Consider the following 20860-nt stretch of genomic DNA (forward strand, 5'->3'; position numbering starts at 1 on the left):
CTTCTGCTACATTTGCATAAAACAAACCCAAACATATAAAGATTCATGAAAAACATTACTAAAATCGCACTGGCATCCATGATATGCACCAGTGCTGTACTGCAGACCGGCTGCCAGCAGACAAAGACTGCTCCCGCCATCCCTTCCGATCCGGAAATAGAGAACAACATCCGGCAATGGCTGGACAAGATGACACTGGAAGAGAAAATCGGGCAGATGTGCGAAATCACCATCGACGTGGTGACTGACTTCGAGGCGAGCCAAAAGAACGGATTTACTCTCGACAAGGCGAAACTGGACACCGTAATCGGAAAGTACAAGGTCGGCTCCTTGCTGAACGTACCGCTGAGCGTTGCCCAGACCAAGGAAAAATGGGCCGAATCTATCAGGCAGATTCAGGAACTCTCGATGAAGGAAATCGGAATCCCCTGCATCTACGGCGTGGACCAGATACACGGGACAACCTACACGCTGGACGGAACCATGTTTCCGCAGGGAGTGAACATGGCGGCCACATTCAACCGAGACCTCGTAAAACGGAGTGCGGAAATCTCTGCCTACGAGACCAAGGCCTGCAACATTCCGTGGAACTTCGCGCCGGTAGTCGATTTGGGAAGAGACCCGCGCTGGTCGCGCATGTGGGAGAACTACGGCGAGGACTGCTACGTGAACGCGGAAATGGGTAAAGCCACAGTGTCGGGTTTCCAGGGAGAAGACCCGAACCACATCGGCAAGAACAACGTGGCGGCCTGCATGAAGCACTACATGGGTTACGGAGTTCCCGTCTCGGGAAAAGACCGCACACCCTCGTCCATCTCACGGAGCGACATGCGCGAGAAGCATTTCACCCCCTACCTCGAAGCGGTACGCCACGGCGCACTGAGCGTGATGGTCAACTCCGGTGTGGACAACGGGATGCCTTTCCACGCCAACCGGGAGTTCCTCACCCAATGGCTGAAAGAGGATTTGAACTGGGACGGACTTATCGTGACCGACTGGGCGGACATCAACAACCTCTGCACGCGCGACCACATTGCAGCGACCAAAAAGGAAGCTATCAAGATTGCCATCAATGCGGGCATTGACATGTCAATGGTGCCGTATGAAGTAAGTTTCTGCGACTACTTAAAGGAACTAGTGGAAGAAGGCGAGGTGCCGATGAGCCGCATCGACGACGCCGTTTCGCGCGTGCTCCGCCTGAAATACCGCCTCGGTCTGTTCGACAATCCGTATTGGGACGTGAAGGAATACGACAAGTTTGGCTCGGAAGAGTTCGCCAAGGTCGCTTTGCAGGCTGCTGAGGAATCGGAAGTGTTGGTGAAGAACGAGGACGGCCTGCTTCCGATTGCCAAGGGGAAGCGGATTCTCCTCACGGGACCGAACGCCAACTCCATGCGCTGTCTGAACGGAGGATGGTCGTACAGCTGGCAGGGACACCGGGCAGACGAATGCGCGCAGGCTTACAATACAATCTATGAATCACTGTGCGACAAGTACGGGAAAGGGAACGTCATCTACGAGCCGGGAGTGACCTACGCTCCGTACAAGAACGACAACTGGTGGGAAGAGAACACGCCGGAAATCGGAAAGGCTGTGGCAGCCGCAAGTCGTGCGGACATCATCATCGCCTGCATCGGCGAAAACTCCTATTGCGAAACTCCGGGCAACCTGACTGACCTGAACCTCTCCGCCAACCAGCAGGAACTGGTGAAGGCGCTGGCGAAGACCGGAAAACCCGTCGTGCTCATCCTGAACCAGGGCCGCCCGCGCCTCATCAAGGACATCGAGCCGCTGGCCAAGGCTATCGTCAACGTGATGCTCCCGAGCAACTACGGAGGTGACGCGCTCGCCAACCTGCTCGCCGGAGACAGCAACTTCAGCGGAAAGATGCCGTTCACTTATCCGAAACACATCAACGCACTCGCCACATACGACTACAAGCCGTGCGAGAACATCGGGCAGATGGGCGGAAACTACAACTACGACTCGGTGATGGATATCCAGTGGCCGTTCGGCTTCGGACTGAGCTACACCACTTATAAATACGCCAACCTGAAGGCGGACAAGACGACTTTCAACGCCGATGACGAACTGACCTTCACGGTGGACGTGACTAACACGGGCAAAATAGCCGGAAAGGAAAGCGTGCTCCTGTTCTCGAAGGACCTGGTAGCGAGCAGCACGCCCGACAACATCCGCCTGCGCAACTTCGACAAGATTTCGCTGGAACCGGGAGAGACCAAGACCGTCACGCTGAAACTGAAAGGAAGCGACATGGCGTTCGTGGGCTACGACGGAAAATGGCGGCTGGAGGAAGGCGACTTCAAGTTCAAGTGCGGCGACCAGTGGATTGACCTGAAATGCAACGAGACCAAGGTCTGGGACACGCCGAACAGATAAATGTACATCAAAACTCCCAAGGTATTTACGATTTCGTATATTCAAAGAACCGGTGACCAACCGATTATGCAAGGATCTCCCCGTCCGTAAACTCGGGACTGGTGTTGCAGCCGAATCTCTGGCAATGGAAACGTAGAGAAGACTTATAGACATCACAGATATACATATACAAATGACTTTTAAACCGTGAATCAGGAAACATTTTCACCTCCTGATTCACATAAATAATATTCAATCAGGAGGACAAAAACAATGAAAAGGAATCCATCGCCTAACATGACTGGCATACAAATCCGAAAGGTCTTGACATTTGCCATTATTTTCAATCTGACAATTTTTACGGCATGGGGACAGCAAAAATCCTGGACAGCCGACAACGGAAACGGAACATTTACAAACCCCTTGTTCTACGATGAATTTTCCGACCCCGACATGATTCGGGTGAACGACACATTCTATCTTGTAGGTACAACGATGCATTGTAACCCCGGTCTAGTTGTTCTGGTATCAAAGGATCTTGTGAATTGGGAATTCTGTAGCTACGCATTCGATCATATTCCGGTCAACGACCCCCGATTCCGCCTAGAAGACGGAAAAGAAGCATACGGGCAAGGCATCTGGGCTCCCTGTATCCGGTATCATGAAGGAAAATTTTACATATTCTCAAACATCAACGGAATCGGAATGCAGGTTTTCGTTTCTAAAGACCCGAAAGGACCATGGGAACATCACAATATGGGAGGAGCCACCCATGATGTTTCCGTATTGTTTGACAACGGGAAAATATATGCGATTTACGGCTATGATGAAGTTCATTGCATCGAAATCAAACCGGACTTGAGTGGCTTTGTGGAAGGCAGTGACCGGTGTCTTATCCCCCGTGGAAACGCTATGGGAGAAGGACACCACGCCTACAAAATTAACGGGAAATATTATATCATCAGTGCAGACTACGCGCCTATGGGACGGATGATGTGCGCACGTGCCGACAAACTGGAAGGCCCTTATGAAACACGTGTAATCAGCAACCGCGAAACAATGGGAACCGAACATTCCACATGGATCACGAACGTGCCAATGGACGGTGCCATGCCAGAGATGAAGAAATGGAAGATGGAAACCTACAAACCCAATGCAGACAATATGGGATGTGCGACACTTCACCAAGGAGGGATAGTGCAACTGGAAAACGGCGACTGGTGGGGATTCTCCATGCTGGACTTCCTTGCGGTCGGACGCACCACTTGCCTTTCACCCGTAACATGGGTGGACGGATGGCCGTATTTCGGACTTGAAAACAACCTGGGACGCTCTCCGAGAACATGGTTCAAGCCCGATGTGTCAACGAAAGTCACGCCCCACGCCCCATACGTCCGCAGCGACAACTTCGACTCAGGGAAACTATTGCCCGTCTGGCAATGGAACCATCTCCCCGATGACAGCAAATGGACCATAAAGAAAGGCAGACTCCGTCTGCACACGATGCCTGCCAAAGACTTCTATTGGGCAAAGAACACCCTGACCCAACGGGGTATCGGTCCGGTTTCCGTCACTACCGTAACGCTGGACGCTTCCCACATGAAAGAAGGAGACATTGCCGGTCTCGGACTGCTGAACATCCCTTATGAGTGGGTAGGCATCGCCGTAAAGGACAAAAAGCCCTGCCTGCACTACTATAATCTGGGCACGGACGAAACTATAGAAATGCCTTTGGACCAACCAAGAATATTCCTGCGCATCACCGGCGACTTTGAGCACGAATGGGCAGAATTCAGTTACAGCTTTGACGGCGTCAATTTCCGGAATATAGGGAAACGGTTGCCCGTACCGTATCAGACCAAAATCTTTCAAGGCGCGAGATACGCACTGTTCGCATTCAACCGCCAAGGGAAAGAAGGCGGATATGCCGAATTCGACGATTTCAATGTGGAAGAGCCTCTTGCCGACCGCAGCTGCAATATCCCGTTGGGCAAGACCGTCAGTTTCCTGAACCTCGGCAACAGACAATGGATGCAGGCAAACCCGCGCAGAATGGTCTATTCCGTATGGGAAGACATGAAAAAGCGCAACCCTTCCGACTGTATGTTTGAAGTGCAGGACAGAGGAAATGGAAAAGTCGTCCTCAAGGCCGTAAACGGGACAGGCTATATGACCGTAGCCGGTTTGGGCATGTCCGGTGACTTACGCCTGTCTCCGGTGGAAACGGAGGATTGCCTGTTCATGTGGCAGGACATGCTCCACGGACAATGTATGCTGATGTCATTGAAGACACACCGCTATGTAGGGCTTGATCCTGCATCGGGCGAAGCCTATGCCGCCGACTGGCCGGGAACATCGGCAAGCCGGATGAACGGAACCGTATTCCTCTGGGAGGAAGTGGGAAGCAACGGCAAATGAAAACCGACATACATGAAAGACGACTGCCAAAGTCCGACATTCGTCCGGAGAAGGGGGTGTGCTGAAATAAAAATGACTTTTTATTTGACACACCCCCTCTGCCCGACGCAAGTTCCGACTTACAGCAAGCACACGAAAAGGAACAACACACGCAATGATTCCAAAAGCCCGTTTCCCTGCCTACAATACCCTCTGAAACGGGTATGAAAAAATTCAGGCAACATTCCAGACATCTGAAAAAAACATTCAAACATCCTATTCTGAAAAAACAACACACCTCAAAAACATCCTAGCATCCGCTTCGGTACAACTTTTCTTACATTTGTCTAAAAAAAACAAACAGACAAGAAAACAGAAACAATTCGGTTAATTTTTAAAATATTGTATCATGAAAAACAGTTTTAGAACAAGGCACAGAAGTCTTTATCTGTGGTGCATTGCATGGACCTTACTTTTATTTGGTCCTGTTAATCTCACTTCCGCTAGTCCGCTTCAAAACAGGACTGTAACAGGGACAGTTACATCCAGTACAGATGGAGAAGGACTTATCGGCGTCAGTGTACAAGTAAAAGAAAGGCCCAACGTAGGAACAATTACCGATCTAGATGGAAAGTATTCCATTCAAGCCCGTTCCAACGAGACACTGATTTTCTCCTACATCGGCTACCAAACCCAGGAAATCAAGGCGAACAAAACGATTGTTAATGTACAGTTGAAAGAGGACTCAAAAATATTGGATGAAGTAGTTGTAGTAGGTTACGGTACGATGAAAAGAAGTGACCTGACAGGTGCAGTGACTTCCATTAGCGAAGACGAAATCAAACAGTCGGTCATCACCTCACTTGACCAGGCACTTCAAGGCCGTGCCGCCGGTGTATCCGTCACCCAGAACTCGGGAGCTCCGGGCGGAGGTATCTCCGTCAGCATCCGCGGTATCAACTCACTCAACGGAAACGAACCGCTCTACGTTATAGACGGTGTAGCTATATCCGGAAACAACAGCACTAATTCAAGCGTCCTTTCAGCCATCAATCCGTCCGATATCGTATCCATGGAAATTCTGAAAGATGCTTCTGCTACAGCCATCTATGGTTCGCGCGCATCAAACGGTGTCGTTCTGATCACAACGCGCCAAGGACAAGCCGGCAAAACCAAAATTTCATACGAAGGATACTATGGATTACAGCAACTTCCTAAAAAACTGGATGTCATGAACCTACGCGAATATGCAGAATATCAAAACATGCGTGCCGATATAATAGGATTCGGTGAACGTGAAGAATTTGCTGATCCCAGTTTGTTAGGAAATGGAACAGACTGGCAGAATGAGATCTTCCAAAACGCATCCATGCATAATCACCAGATAAATATATCCGGTGGTAATGACAATGTAAAATATTCCATATCCGGCGGGTATCTGAAACAAGAAGGAATCGCTATCGGTTCCGACTTCGAGCGTTTCTCCGCACGTGTCAACATCGACAACAAGATCACAAAATGGCTATCTACGGGACTGAGAGCTTCCGTTGCAAAAACGACACAACACAATACGATAGACAATGGCAACATCATCCGCACAGCCATCGAACAATTACCAGATACACCAGCGCGTAACCCGGACGGAAGTTGGGGAGCACAAGAAACAGAAAATTTCGGAACTTATTTTGCCAATCCGGTTGCAGAAGCCCTTTTACGTGAAAACTATGACAAAGGAACACAAATGTACATTGACTTTTTTGCAGACCTGACACTATGGAAAGGACTCGTATTCCGTGCAGAATATGCCGGAAATTATTCTTACAGCAACAATTATTACTATCAACCGTTTTATGACTATGGGCACTATACACAAACCTCAGAAGGAAGACGCAGTGCCAACAATGGTTCCAACTGGACTCTCAAAACTTATCTAACTTACAACGGAACATTCGGGAAACACAACATTTCGGCAATGGTCGGTCACGAGGCACAAGAAAATTCATGGGAGAATCTTCAAGGAAGTCGTCAAAACTACATATTCAACACGATACACGAGCTGAATATGGGGGATGCAACTACAGCCAAAAACAGCAGTGGCAGAGGTTCATCTGCCATTGAATCCTACTATGGAAGATTCACTTACGGATATGACGAACGTTATCTTGCCACATTTACACTTCGCGGTGACGGGTCGTCCACTTTCGGTCCTGCTAACCGTTGGGGTGTATTCCCCTCCGTTGCATTGGCATGGAAAATCAACAACGAAAAATTCCTGAAAAATGTAAAATGGCTGAACAATCTAAAGCTGAGACTCGGATGGGGACTGGTAGGTAATCAATCTGCCGACAGCTATGCATATGGAGTGACAATGGCATCAGCTGCCAGTATCTGGGGAACAGGATTCTATGCAGGTAATTATCCAAACGATAAGCTTAAATGGGAAGAAACAAAAGCATACAATGTCGGACTTGACTTAAACCTTTTCAACAATAGAGTAGAATTTATATTCGATACTTACTTCAAGAATACAGACAATCTATTAATGCGTGCTTCTCTTCCCACTTACGTAAGTGGAATTATCCAGTCTCCTTGGGTAAATGCAGGCGCCATGCAAAACAGAGGAGCTGAATTTACATTAAACACAGTCAATATTTCTACCAAAGATTTCGTATGGAGGTCGGGGCTAACCATCTCTTTCAACAAAAACAAGATCACTGACCTCTATACGGAAACTTCAAGCATGTCTGGAGTTTTAGATGCAACACAAACTCTGACCCTCTCCGTTGTGGGGCAACCGGTCGGACAATTTTATGGCTATAAAGTAACCGGAATGTTCAAAACAGAAGATGACTTTTATCAAAGAGACGGGAACGGAAATTTCCTTCTTGATAAAAACGGCAGTCGGATTCCAGTTGCCCTCCCGGAGAACCAGCATATCGCTCCTGATGAAACTTGGGTAGGCGACTTCATCTTCGAAGACCTGAATAAAGACGGAGTAATAGACGAGCAGGACCGTACTTTTTTAGGAAATCCGGAACCTAAATTCTCATACGGATTCAACAATACGTTCACTTATAAAGGTTTTGACTTAAACATCTTCATCAATGGTGTTTATGGTAACAAACTACTCAATTTGATTCGTCAAGATTTCACAAACCCGATGAGAAACAGTAACCTGTTGGAAGAAGCGACAGGTATAGCAAAAGTAGAAGTGATAGACCCCAACTCACCGTCTGATGCCATTTGGAATGTACGAGTCAGCAATCCACAATCTGCAACTGTACAACGTCTCAGCACCGCAGACGCCAATGACAACAACCGTATGAGTGACCGTTTCGTAGAAGATGGATCTTATCTGCGTATCAAAAACATTTCGTTAGGATACACTTTTCCACAAAAATGGATTCGTAAATGGAAAATAGAGAATCTGAGAATCTATATGAATATCCAGAATGCTTTTACATTCACTAAATATAAAGGTTATGATCCGGAAGTCGGAGCATATAACTACAACGTATTACTGCGAGGAGTAGATTCTGCACGCTATCCGTCACAACGTATTTATACTTTTGGATTGAATCTAAGTTTCTAATATAAACATAAAAAACGCATAACAATGAAAAACAAAATATTATCAACACTGCTTGTATTCGTAGGCATTTATTTGTCCGGATGCAAAGACAGCTTTCTAGATAGAACTCCTGAGAGTTCATATACCGCCGACAATTTCTATGCTTCAGACGAAGCACTTGAAGCGGCGACAGCTCCATTATATAATCGAGCATGGTTCGACTACAACAGTAGACCCATTATGTATTTAGGCAGCACACGCGCCAATGATTTTTATAGTCCATGGGCTTTCCCCGAATTTACAACATTCCAAGTGACTGCACTAAGCGAGGATTTGGCGAATGCATGGAAATCATTTTACAGTGTAATTACAATAGCTAATCAAACTATTAATGATGTCAATACTAAATGTACAGCAGATGTAAGTGAAGAGGCAAAAGTAAAAGCTATCGCTGAATCACGCCTGATGAGAGCTTGTGCTTATTTCTATATGGTTAGAGCATGGGGACCTGTCATCATTATAGAAGATAACCAAAAAATTGTAGATAATCCCGTACTTCCGTTAAACCGCGAAGAGGACGTATTCCAATTCATTATAAATGACTTGACTTACGCTTCTGAAAATCTTCCAGAAACAGCAAGCCAACAAGGAAGAGCAACCCGTTGGGGTGCTGAAGGAATGCTGGCAAAAGTCTATCTGGCACGTTCCGGCTGGAAGAAAGGAGGACAACGCGATGAAGGGGATCTGGAACTCGCCAGACAATACGCCGCAGATGTCTGCGACAACAGCGGACTGGAGCTCCTCCCCAACTATGAAGACCTGTTCAAATACAAATTCAACAACAACGAAGAATCATTGCTTGCCATGCAATGGGTACCGCTGGGAGAATGGGGAGTCTGCAATACCCTATTGTCAGAACTGGCTTTCTCTCCAGAAGTAGTAGGAGGAGTAAGTGCCTGGTCAGGCTTTTATGGCGGTATAGACATGCTCGAACAATATGAACTGGCAGATACTTTACGTCGAAACGCAACGTTTTTCACCAACGGGTCCTATTATCCATATATTTGTATGGCAGACGGAGGGTATACCTATACAGGAACCGGAACGCCTATAAAAAAAGGAGTACCGGGAGGACCGGATGATGACAACGACGGTTATGTAGCTGCCATGAACTCACCCCTCAACACCTATATCCTGCGCCTGGCAGATGTATACTTGACCTATGCGGAAGCTTGTTTAGGTAACAACGAGTCCTTGAGTTCAGGACCGGGACTGGAATATTTCAACAAAGTACGCTACAGAGGATTTAACGGAAAAGGGAGTTGGAGAAAATCTTCCATTACATTTGATGACATCATCAAAGAACGGAGAATAGAGCATTGTGCGGAATTCAGCAATTGGTATGATATGGTGTCATGGTATTGCTGGCAACCTCAAAAAATGTTATCCTATTTCAACAATCAGAAACGAGGATATAGAGCAGATGTCACTATAAAAGACAAACAAGGATATTTACATTTCGGAAACCGAGATTCAGAAGGTAATTTTCAAGAAGGACCAGACCATTGGACAGCTCCAACTGTAGAAATTAACATCACAGATAATGATATATTCCTTCCCTATCCGGAATCTGACGTTATCCAGAATCCATTGTTGAAAGAAGAACCGGTTCCTTATACTTTTAACGAATAAACTAAAAAGATTATGAAAAAAATAATTCATACAATAATCCAAAATGGATGGTCAAGCCTACTATTGTTGACCATATTCTTTGCGTTTACCACCACTTCCTGTAAAAATAATGAAGGAGATGGAAACGGAACGCCTGTCATCAAATATATCCGACTCACTGATCCTGCATTAGCAGACAGTACATTTACGGATGTAAATCCGGGAACAATGATTGCAGTTATCGGAGAAAATTTAAGCGGTGTTATGGAAGTCTATATCAATGGACAAGAAATCAGTTTTAATTCTACATATTCAACCCCTACAAGTCTGATTATTTCAGTCCCATACGATGAGGATTTTAAACTATCCGGTCCCAATCCGGAACTACCGGCCGAATTGCGTATCGTTACAAATCATGGAACTGCCGTGTTTCCGCTACATGTGCTTTCACCAGGACCGAGTATAACCCGAATTGCCGCCACCTACCCACTACAGCCTGGTGATTCCATCACTCTGATCGGTGCTAATTTTTATGAGATACAGCATCTTTATTACACGACAGACTCTGTTAATGTGACTCAAGAAATAACTGACTATCAAATCAATAGCGATTTTGAGGAGCTTACATTTGCAGTGGGAGACCAAATGACTCAAGATGGATGGATTATTTTAGATTGCTACACAGACGATGCAAGCATAGAGTTTAAACCGAACGGGCCCAAACCTATAATTACAAATATCAGTTCTATAATGCCGGTAGTCGGAAGTGAAGTAACAATAACTGGCCAAAACTTCATAGAAGTTTCAAACATCAACATAAACGGAGAATTTGAAGTTCCGGGAGAGGATGTAACAGTTTCTGAAAGTTTCGATGAACTTACGTTTATCATGCCACAAGCACCTACACATTCCGGTCATATTACCATCACATCAATAGGCGGAACGACTGAGATGGAAGAAATATTCTATCCAATAGAAAATGTAATAATAGATTATGATGGAATCGGTAGCTTCAGCTGGGGAACTGATCCTCCGTTTGTAGCAGACGGAATAAATCCGCCATATGTTTCAACCGGCAATTGCATAGGAGCAAAAGGTACGATTGACTCCAGCAACCTATTTTGGTGGAAACAGTTCATCAATACAGCAAAATGGCCTTCAACCGATGTTATTCCATCATACACCCAGATTTCTGAACTGGAACTCCAATTTGAATGTTATCTGGAATTACCCATGGATGGTCCAGTCATCCAAATTTCAATGGGACATCCCAACGGCAATGATACGGGGGGTAATCCATACTTTACATTAGAAAACTATGTACCCATCAACAGTTTTACAGAAGAAAGTGAAACCGGGAAATGGATGCAATGTTGTATTCCATTAACTAGTCTTATACAAGAAACGACATGGGGTGAGTTCCTAAACAACAAGATTAGTGATGAATTGAATTTCTATATTAATTATTCAAGCCTTACCCAACCGACTGATATAGAAATTTATGTAGACAATATACGAATCATGCAAACCAAGCAAGAAGAAAATTAACTTTTTAGACAAAAATTATATGAAAACAAAAATAACTTATCTTTTACTGATTATCTCAACAATCATTGTCGGGTTTCAGTCATGCAAGGACGACAAAGTGGACGGAGCGGTTTTCTCGCTCAGCATTGACGGACTAGAATCGACAAGCATCACGTTCGGCTACGGACAGACATTCGTCATGGCGAAGCTTTACTCCAATACGGGATGGAGCCTGTCAAGCGACCAACCCTGGTGTACCTTGTCAAATGTATCAGGCGACCCGACTGACGAACAATACATTAAAATCGCGGTAGAAAGGAATACAACTGATGCGGGACGTACAGCAACCATAACCATGAACGCAGGCGGAAATATCCGTCAGTACACAGTCACTCAGACCTCAAAGAATGCGGAGACTTACCCTGTGGGAATGGAAAAGGATGCCATCGAAACCATCAAGTCCATCCAGATGGGTATCAATCTGGGGAACACGCTGGAAGCTACAGGCGGAGAGGAAGCCTGGGGAGCCCCTCATACGACCCAAGCTATAATTGACCAAATGAAAGCATGGGGCTTCAATGCCATCCGTGTCCCCTGCTCATGGAACCAGTATCTGGAAGCTGACGGCATAACCATCAAACCAGACTGGATGAACAGGGTCAAGGAAGTGGTGGACTACTGCATGAATGCAGACATGTACACTATCATAAACATCCACTGGGACGGAGGATGGATGGAAGGTTCCTGCGATGCTTCCATGATGACCTCCGATTCCATTGCAAGAGTGGAAGCAAAAGTATATAAATTATGGACACAGATAGCCACCACATTCAGAGACTACGACGGACGGCTACTTTTCGCGGGAGCTAACGAGCCTGTGGTAGAAAGCCGTGAAGACATGGCAGTCCTCAACAGATACGAACAGGCGTTTGTGCATGCCGTCAGAAGAACAGGTGGGAACAACCTTTACCGCAATCTTGTCATCCAAGGCCCGCGGACCGACATCAACAGAACGGACATGTGGATGGAATTGCCGGAAGATACTGTCTCAGCACGTACAATCGTGGAAGTACATTATTACGACCCGTTCAATTTCTGTCTGAATGATGATTTGAGTAGCTGTACCTATTTCTGGGGAGAGCCGTATGCCCAGTATGGACAAATTGACGATGGATGGCAGGAATTACACGTATGTGAACAATTCGAAAAAATGAAAAAGAAATTTGTGGACAAGGGAATACCTCTCGTATTGGGAGAATATAGTGCCATGTACCGTACTCATCCTGTCGACTCGCTCCAAGAAGTCTGCCATGAATCGGAAGGCTACTTCACAGGCTATGTTACAGAACAAGCTAAAAACAACGGACTGGCTCCTTTCTTATGGGATATACAAAATGGAGGGCTGTTTGACCGCAGTACCGGAACGATACTGCTGCCGACTGTGTACAACCAGCTGAAAGAAGGAGCGGAAAGAGGACAATATCCATACTGAGATAAATCTTAAACTCAAAGGCACAAAGACACATAGGCCTTCAAACTACTGTCTCGCAGGCTGTGTGCCGATGTGCCTTTGTCTTTTCACCGAAAACAAGACCAAGAAACATGAAGAAACTGGCATTCTATCTGATCACACTATTGTTCCTGACAACAGGAAATAGCCTTGCACAAGGATATAAAAATCCGGTCATTCCCGGATGTCATCCCGATCCGAGCATCTGCAAGGCAGGAGAAGACTACTATCTTGTGAACAGCTCGTTCGAATATTTTCCGGGAGTTCCTCTTTTCCACAGCAGGGACCTCGTGAACTGGGAACAGATCGGGCACGTGCTGAACCGGGAATCCCAACTGAAAATCAACGGAGGAAACATGTGGGGCGGCATCTACGCACCCACTATCCGTTACAATGACGGTACTTTCTATATGATTACAACCAACACTTCAGACAGGGGAAACTTTCTGGTATATACCGATAACCCGTATGGAGAATGGTCGGACCCTGTCTGGATCAGACAGGGAGGCATCGACCCTTCACTCTATTTCGAAAACGGCCGCTGCTATCTGGTGAGCAATCCCGATGGTGCCATCTGGCTCTGCGAAATCAACCCGAAGACAGGAGAGCAGCTTTCCGAATCGAAGCGTATATGGGGAGGCACAGGAGGACGTTTCCCCGAAGGACCGCACATCTACAAACGCGACGGATGGTATTACCTGATGATAAGCGAAGGCGGAACAGAATACGGGCACAAGGTGACCATCGCCCGCAGCCGGAACATCGGAGGCCCGTATGAGAGCAATCCTGCCAATCCGATTCTGACCCACATCAACCAGAACGCAGAAAACAATCCGATACAGGGAGTCGGCCATGCCGATATGGTGCAGGCACACGACGGTTCCTGGTGGCTGGTATGCCTCGGTTTCCGCACGCAAAACGGACAGCACCACGTGCTGGGACGCGAAACATTTCTGGCTCCCGTCGCATGGAATGAAGACGGATGGCCTGTCGTAAACGGAGACGGTACCATCAATCTGGATATGAAAGATGTCAAGACACTTCCCCAAACCACCGTCAAAAACAGTCCGGACTGGGATTTCAACAATCCGCAGTTAGGAGCGGAATGGAACTGGATTGGCATCCCAGACAAAAAAAACTATTCGCTCACGGAGAAAAACGGATTCCTCCGCATAAAAGGAAGCGAAAAAAAACTGGATGACTACGGCTGTTCACCAACATTCGTGGGACGCAGACAGGAAGACATCGATTTCCAGGCCACCACAAGAATGCAGGCAAGAGGAAACGGAAACGCCGGAATGACTGTCTACCTTTGTCCTTCCGCCCACTATGACCTGTTCGTTTCCGAGAACAAGCTGAAGCTGCGCTACCGCCTGAGCGAACTCTGCTACGAAAAGGATATCTGCCAGGTGCCTGATGATTTCATTTATTTGAGAATCAAAGGAGATGCGGCCACATACACCCTGGCTTATTCTACAGACGGCACACATTACACTGAAGCAGGACGTATGAATACCCGTTATTTGAGCACTGAGACCAACGGAGGGTTCACCGGTGTCTATCTGGGACTTTTCGCCGAAGGGCAAGGATATGCGGACTTTGACAATTTCAAATACATGCCTGTCGTTCCGGAAGTTTCTCCAAAACTGACTTCAAAAGACGCGAACCCGATATTGGATTTCATGTTTACCGCCGATCCGACAGCAATCGTCCACGACGGACGACTGTACGTCTACGGCACAAACGACCAGCAACAATATGAAGCAGTGGGACGTGACGGCAGAAACACGTATGAACACATCAAAACACTGGTCATGATGTCAACGGACGACATGGTGAATTGGACTTATCACGGTCTGATCAAGACAGACAGCATCGCGCCATGGATTGTGGCATCATGGGCTCCGTCCATCGTCAAACGGAAAGAAAAAGACGGAAAGACACATTTTTACCTCTATTTTTCCAACAGTGGAGTAGGCACTGCCGTACTGACCTCCACTTCTCCTGTCGGTCCGTGGTCCAGCCCGCTCGACAAAAGCCTCATCGACGGGAACAATCCCGAGTTGGGTGACTGTAGGGTTCCTTTCGACCCCGGAGCCGTCATTGACGACAAAGGTATCGGATGGTTGGCCGTAGGCGGGTCATGCGCACGCATCATGCGGTTAGGAAAAGACATGACAAGCATTGACAGCCCGATAGTACCCATCTATGCTCCCCATCATTTTGAGGCAAATGAACTGAACTTCATCAACGGGACTTATGTATATACATACAATACCGACTGGCAGGACTACAGCGACTGGCCTTTCCCGACCGAAAAGCCGACCACCTGCTGCATGACATACATGACCAGCAAGAACCCGCTTGACAGCTGCAGCTGGGAATACCGTCACAATTACCTGAAAAACCCGGGAGAATACGGCTTCGATTTCAGCAACAACCACACCCATCTGGAAAAATACCGAGGGAAATGGTACATTTTCTACCACACGATGAGTCTGCAGCACAGTTACAATACGGACGGAGGGTTCCGCAACATTTGTGTAGATGAAATCAAGGTGGACGAAAAGAACCTCGACATCCACATGGGGAACCAGACACTGAAAGGCGTGGAACAGATACAGCCCATGAATCCGTTCACCATCCAGCAGGCATCCACCGTTGCAGCCACTCAGAAAATCCGGTTCGTACAGGGGGAAGAGCCCGGCGAGATGCTGGCGGCGACCGTCTCCGGCGAAACAGGCATTCTGTGTGTAAGAGGAGTAAAGTTCGGGAAAGCTCCTTCCGCGCTGCAGGTGAAAGCCTGCGGACAGGGAACGATCGAAGTACGCCGCAGTACTCCGGAAGGCGAACTCCTCGCCTCCGTCAATATAAACAATACGGAGATGCAGGTTCTGGAATGCAAGCCTTCGGCAAAGATAAAAGGAACAGCCGACCTGTTCTTCATATTGAAGGGAAAACAAATCGAATTCAAATACTGGACATTCAAATGAGCATGAGTCACAAGAAACTGACTACCCGCATTCTGGCCGCAGCCGTCCTGTTCTGTATGCTGGGACACAGCACCATCATCCGGGCACAGCGCGAACGGATCCGGCTTGACGAGGACTGGCAATTCGCCTTCGGGAACGCCGCATCGCCCGAAAAGGACTTCGGGTGCGGAACGGAAGCCTTCAACTACCTCACCAAAGCCGCATCCGTACACAACACGGGACCATACTCACCGAAATTCGACGCTTCGGGTTGGAAGCGCGTGGATGTCCCGCACGATTGGGTGGTGGATATGCCCTATTCCAAAGATGCCAGCCACAGCCACGGCTACAAGACCGTCGGGCACAAATATCCCGAGACGAGCGTGGGATGGTACCGCAAGACTATAGCTATCCCGGAGACGGATAAAGGCAGGCACATCTACCTGCAGTTCGACGGCATCTTCCGCGACTCCCGCGTCTGGGTGAACGGATTCTATCTGGGCGGAGAACCCAGCGGATATGCCACTCAGGTGTATGACATCTCCGAATACCTGAACTACGGAGGAGAGAACCTGATTACCGTCCGCGCGGACGCAACCATGGAAGAGGGATGGTTCTACGAAGGGGCGGGAATCTACCGCCATGTCTGGCTGAACAAGACATCTACGCTCCATGTGGCCCCATTCGGCACATTCGTCCGCAGTACGCTCAAAGAGCCGTATGACCGGGCAACGCTCACCATAGAGACGACAATGGAGAATTCCGGCACGGAGACGGTTCCCTCCTACCGTCTGCGCCACACGCTGCTTGACAGGGAAGGCAGGGAAGTGAAGAGTTACGAACAGGAGGGAAGTCCGCTGGCACCGAAAACCATGCAGACAATCTCCACTGAACTGACTGTAGACAATCCAAGATTGTGGAGCGTGGACACGCCCTACCTCTACAAGGTGCGCACAGAAGTATTACGTGACGGAAAGCTCGTGGACACCTACATGACCACCACCGGAATACGTGACATCCGTTTCGACGCGGACCGGGGATTCCTGCTGAACGGGAAATCCCTGAAGCTGAAAGGAGTGAACATGCACCAGGACCACGCCGGAACCGGGGCCGCAGTTCCCGACGCGCTGCAGACTTTCCGTCTGAAACGTCTCAAGGAATTCGGATGCAACGCCTACCGCTCTTCGCACAATCCCATGACTCCGGAACTGCTGGACGCATGTGACAGTCTGGGCATCCTGGTCATCGAAGAAAACCGCCTGACCGGGGTCAACGAGGAACATGTCCGCCTGCTGAAACGCATGATAGAACGGGACCGGAACCATCCGAGCATCATCCTATGGAGCGTGGGCAACGAGGAATGGGGGATGGAATGGAGCGGACAGGGAGAGCGTGTCGTCGCCTCCATGCGTGCATACTGCCACCGCTTCGACCCGTCGCGGCTCATGACCGTGGCTTCCGCCGGAGGTCCGTCCGTGCTGATACCCGCGGACGTGGCGGGCTACAACTACATCCTCCAGAACCCGATAGACAAATACCGGACGGAATACCCCAAACGCATCGGTATCGGCACAGAGGAAATCTCCGGATGCGGAACGAGGGGAATCTATTACGACAACACGAAGGAGGGACACATAGCCACACTCAACCGCACCCCTGACGAAAAGGACGGAACGCTGAACCGCATCGGACGGGGATGGAGGTTCTACGACGAACGTCCCTGGCTCGGAGGACTGTTCTACTGGATAGGATTCGACTTCCGCGGCGAGCCGAACCCCATCGGATATCCGCAGACCGGCTCGCACAAGGGAATCTTCGACTACTGCGGATTCCCGAAGGATGAGGCATGGTACCTGAAGGCGTGGTGGACGGACGAGCCCGTGCTGCACATTTTCCCCCACTGGAATCTGGAAGGACACGAAGGGGACAGCGTGAGCGTATGGGCGTACAGCAACTGTGACGAGGTGGAACTCATAGTCAACGGAAAGAAACTGGGACGCAAGCCGATGCCGGAGAACGGCTATCTGTCGTGGGAGACGGTCTACCGGCCCGGGACGGTGAAGGCCGTCGGCTATCGGAACGGAAAACGCCTGCTGGTCCGCACCGTGCGCACCGCCGGAGCGCCGCGGCGCATCCTGCTGGACGCGGACCGTGACACGATATGCGCGGATAACCGTGACGTGGCGGTCGTCCGCGTAGAACTTCAGGACGGGAAGCGGAACTTCACCCCGGCCGCCTGCATTCCGCTCAAGCTGACGGTGGACGGCCCGGTACGCATACTCGGCGTGGGCAACGGAGACCCGGCCTACAAGGAGGACGAGCGTCCGACGGACCGCAACGCCCGCACCTACCATGTGAAGACGTTCAACGGCTTGGCGCAGATTCTCCTCCAGAGCGACGGCGGAACCGGAACGGCTACGCTGACCGTGGAGGGGGAAGGCATCGGAGCCTCCACCCGCGAAATAACGTGCGCGCGGTAGGGAAAAGTAGCAAAACGTCAGGAAAAAAGCCGATACCGCCCGAGGACAACACTAATCCTACAGGATAAGTACTGTCCCCGGGCGGGAAAGTGCTTATCCTGTAGGATTAGTGTTGCCCCCGGCGGGGACGGTGCTTATCCTGCAGGATTGGAGCTGTCAGAGGTCAGGACAGCCGTGCCGGACTTGCGCACGACCAGAAGATTCATTATTTTATAACGAAAAAAAACGAACGATTGCATTCATCAACAAAACCATACAAAACTTTCACCATGAAAAGACAAATCGCATTATTCGTGCTCGCGCTGGGGGGCACATCCCTCTGGGCGCAACAGGCCACGGTTTCCGGACCGGACAACCTGCTTAAAGTGGACATATCAGTGACGGACGGCAATCCGTTCTATTCAGTGACCTACCGGGGGAAAACTATCCTCGAGAACTCCCCCCTCGGCTTCGTCTCGAACGTCGGCGACTTCAGCCGGGAGATGACCTACGCCGGACAGAAGTCCCGTACCGTCGAGGAGAACTACCGGCTGGACCGCATCAAGCGTTCGGAGGTCGCATACCGTGCCAACGAACTGACGGTGACCCTCGAAAACGCGGAGAAGAAGCCGGTGGACGTGACTTTCCGAGTGAGCGACAACGACATCGCCTTCCGCTACGAGATGCCGCGCTACGGCGAGACGGGCAGCATCGTCATCAAGCGTGAGGCCACGGGATTCGACTTCCCGTCGCACACCACCGTGTTCCTTACCCCCCAGAGCAAGCCGATGATAGGATGGAAGCGTACCAAACCGAGCTACGAAGAAGAATACATCACGGACGCTCCCCTCACCACCCGCTCCCAGTTCGGCGAAGGGTTTACCTTCCCCGGCCTGTTCCGCATCGGCGATGACGGATGGGCATTGGTGAGCGAAACCGGTGTAGACTCAAGGTATTGCGCCTCGCACCTGAGCGACGCCACGCCGGAAGGCCTGTTCACCGTCGCCTTCCCCATGCCGGAGGAGAACAACGGGAACGGAACCGTCGCCCCCGGCCTTACCCTGCCGGGCTCGACCCCGTGGAGGACAATCACGGTCGGCGACAACCTCAAGCCGATAGTCGAGACCACCGTCCCCTGGGACGTGGTGGAGCCGCGCTACGCTTCGGAACACGTCTACCGGTACGGCAAGGGCACATGGAGCTGGCTGGTATGGCAGGACGCGAGCATCAACTACGACGACCAGGTGAAATTTGTCGACCTTGCCTCGGAGATGGGTTTCAAGTACACACTGGTCGACAACTGGTGGGACACGAACATCGGCAAGGACGGAATCGAGCGGCTCGTCTCCTACGCACGCTCTAAGAACGTCGACCTGTTCCTCTGGTACAGCTCGAGCGGCTACTGGAACGACATCGTGCAGGGACCGACCAACCGAATGGACAACCCCATCGAGCGCAAGAAGGAAATGAAATGGATGAAGAAGATAGGCGTGAAGGGCATCAAAGTAGACTTCTTCGGAGGAGACAAGCAGGAGACGATGCGCCTCTACGAAGCCATTCTGAGCGATGCGGACGACTACGGGCTGATGGTCATTTTCCACGGATGTACACTTCCCCGCGGATGGGAGCGCATGTACCCCAACTATGTGGGCAGCGAAGCGGTGCTCGCCTCGGAAAACTTCATGTTCAGCCAGCATTATGACGATATGGAAGCGTTCAACGCCTGCCTGCACCCGTTCATCCGCAACACGGTAGGCTGCATGGAGTTCGGTGGCAGCATCCTGAACAAGCGGTACAACCGCACGAACGACGGAGGCGCAATCAGAAAGACCACCGATGCATTCCAGCTCGCTACAGCTGTCCTCTTCCAGAATCCGATACAGAACTTCGCCATCACGCCGAACAACCTGACCGACGCTCCCCGTCCCGCACTGGACCTCCTGAAAGAAGTGCCTACCACATGGGACGAGACTGTGTTCATCGACGGCTATCCCGGCAAGTTCTGCGTACTGGCCCGCCGCCACGGTAACCGCTGGTACATCGCCGGAATCAATGCCGGGAAAGAACCCTTGAAGCTGACCTTGAACCTTCCTATGCTCAGCGAAGGGGACGAAGTGTCGTACTATTCGGACACGAAAGACCGCACCCTTCAGACGGGAAAGACAAGGATAAAGAAACCGTCCGGAGTGAAAGTGACCATCCAGCCCGAAGGCGGGACAGTGCTGGTGAAATGACAGTCTCCCGCAAGAGCGAATCACCTAAATCAAACGACAATGAATCTGAAAAAAATATAATTATAAGAAACTGTTTTGAATTGATTCAAGAATAATGTTATAAGCATCTTCAGATCTCAAATCAGTCGGTCAATTGGAAA

At 49.5% G+C, this 20860-nt stretch carries 8 protein-coding genes and 2 pseudogenes; all 10 read left to right on the forward strand.

What is annotated here, in order from left to right; translation table 11 throughout:
• Positions 1-45: 45 nt before the first annotated feature.
• On the forward strand, positions 46-2400 hold the full coding sequence (locus tag H9625_RS08930; RefSeq protein WP_191763984.1) for a glycoside hydrolase family 3 N-terminal domain-containing protein: 2355 nt from the start codon (positions 46-48) through the stop codon (positions 2398-2400).
• Positions 2401-2652: 252 nt separating this feature from the next.
• Positions 2653-4797, forward strand: a complete 2145-nt coding sequence (locus H9625_RS08935) for a glycoside hydrolase family 43 protein (protein ID WP_225226381.1) — start codon at positions 2653-2655, stop codon at positions 4795-4797.
• A 388-nt stretch (positions 4798-5185) separates the two neighbouring features.
• The gene (locus H9625_RS08940) at positions 5186-8368 is read left to right on the forward strand and encodes a SusC/RagA family TonB-linked outer membrane protein (protein ID WP_191763985.1); all 3183 of its coding nucleotides are present in this window, start codon (positions 5186-5188) and stop codon (positions 8366-8368) included.
• A gap of 24 nt (positions 8369-8392) precedes the next feature.
• Complete coding sequence (locus tag H9625_RS08945) at positions 8393-10039, forward strand: RagB/SusD family nutrient uptake outer membrane protein (protein ID WP_191763987.1); 1647 nt, start codon at positions 8393-8395, stop codon at positions 10037-10039.
• A gap of 12 nt (positions 10040-10051) precedes the next feature.
• Positions 10052-11566, forward strand: coding sequence for a glycan-binding surface protein (locus tag H9625_RS08950; protein ID WP_191763989.1), 1515 nt, complete (start codon positions 10052-10054; stop codon positions 11564-11566).
• 19 nt (positions 11567-11585) lie between these two features.
• A complete protein-coding gene (locus H9625_RS08955; RefSeq protein WP_191763992.1) occupies positions 11586-13037 on the forward strand; it encodes a cellulase family glycosylhydrolase in 1452 nt (483 codons plus the stop codon).
• A gap of 110 nt (positions 13038-13147) precedes the next feature.
• A pseudogene (locus H9625_RS17705) lies at positions 13148-14671 on the forward strand (glycoside hydrolase family 43 protein); the annotation flags it as partial.
• 108 nt (positions 14672-14779) lie between these two features.
• Positions 14780-16048 (forward strand): annotated as a pseudogene (locus tag H9625_RS17710) (glycoside hydrolase family 43 protein); the annotation flags it as partial.
• On the forward strand, positions 16045-18507 hold the full coding sequence (gene galA, locus H9625_RS08965) for a beta-galactosidase GalA (RefSeq protein ID WP_225226382.1): 2463 nt from the start codon (positions 16045-16047) through the stop codon (positions 18505-18507). The pseudogene H9625_RS17710 and the gene galA, both read left to right, overlap by 4 nt.
• A gap of 269 nt (positions 18508-18776) precedes the next feature.
• Complete coding sequence (locus H9625_RS08970) at positions 18777-20720, forward strand: glycoside hydrolase family 97 protein (protein ID WP_191763996.1); 1944 nt, start codon at positions 18777-18779, stop codon at positions 20718-20720.
• Positions 20721-20860: the final 140 nt, after the last annotated feature.

It is taken from the genome of Phocaeicola intestinalis (assembly GCF_014837065.1).
GTDB lineage: Bacteria > Bacteroidota > Bacteroidia > Bacteroidales > Bacteroidaceae > Phocaeicola > Phocaeicola intestinalis.

Coding starts and splice junctions, on each gene's coding strand:
- H9625_RS08930 (WP_191763984.1), top strand. CDS start 46: ATGAAAAACATTACTAAAATCGCACTGGCATCCATGATATGCACCAGT.
- H9625_RS08935 (WP_225226381.1), top strand. CDS start 2,653: ATGAAAAGGAATCCATCGCCTAACATGACTGGCATACAAATCCGAAAG.
- H9625_RS08940 (WP_191763985.1), top strand. CDS start 5,186: ATGAAAAACAGTTTTAGAACAAGGCACAGAAGTCTTTATCTGTGGTGC.
- H9625_RS08945 (WP_191763987.1), top strand. CDS start 8,393: ATGAAAAACAAAATATTATCAACACTGCTTGTATTCGTAGGCATTTAT.
- H9625_RS08950 (WP_191763989.1), top strand. CDS start 10,052: ATGAAAAAAATAATTCATACAATAATCCAAAATGGATGGTCAAGCCTA.
- H9625_RS08955 (WP_191763992.1), top strand. CDS start 11,586: ATGAAAACAAAAATAACTTATCTTTTACTGATTATCTCAACAATCATT.
- galA (WP_225226382.1), top strand. CDS start 16,045: ATGAGCATGAGTCACAAGAAACTGACTACCCGCATTCTGGCCGCAGCC.
- H9625_RS08970 (WP_191763996.1), top strand. CDS start 18,777: ATGAAAAGACAAATCGCATTATTCGTGCTCGCGCTGGGGGGCACATCC.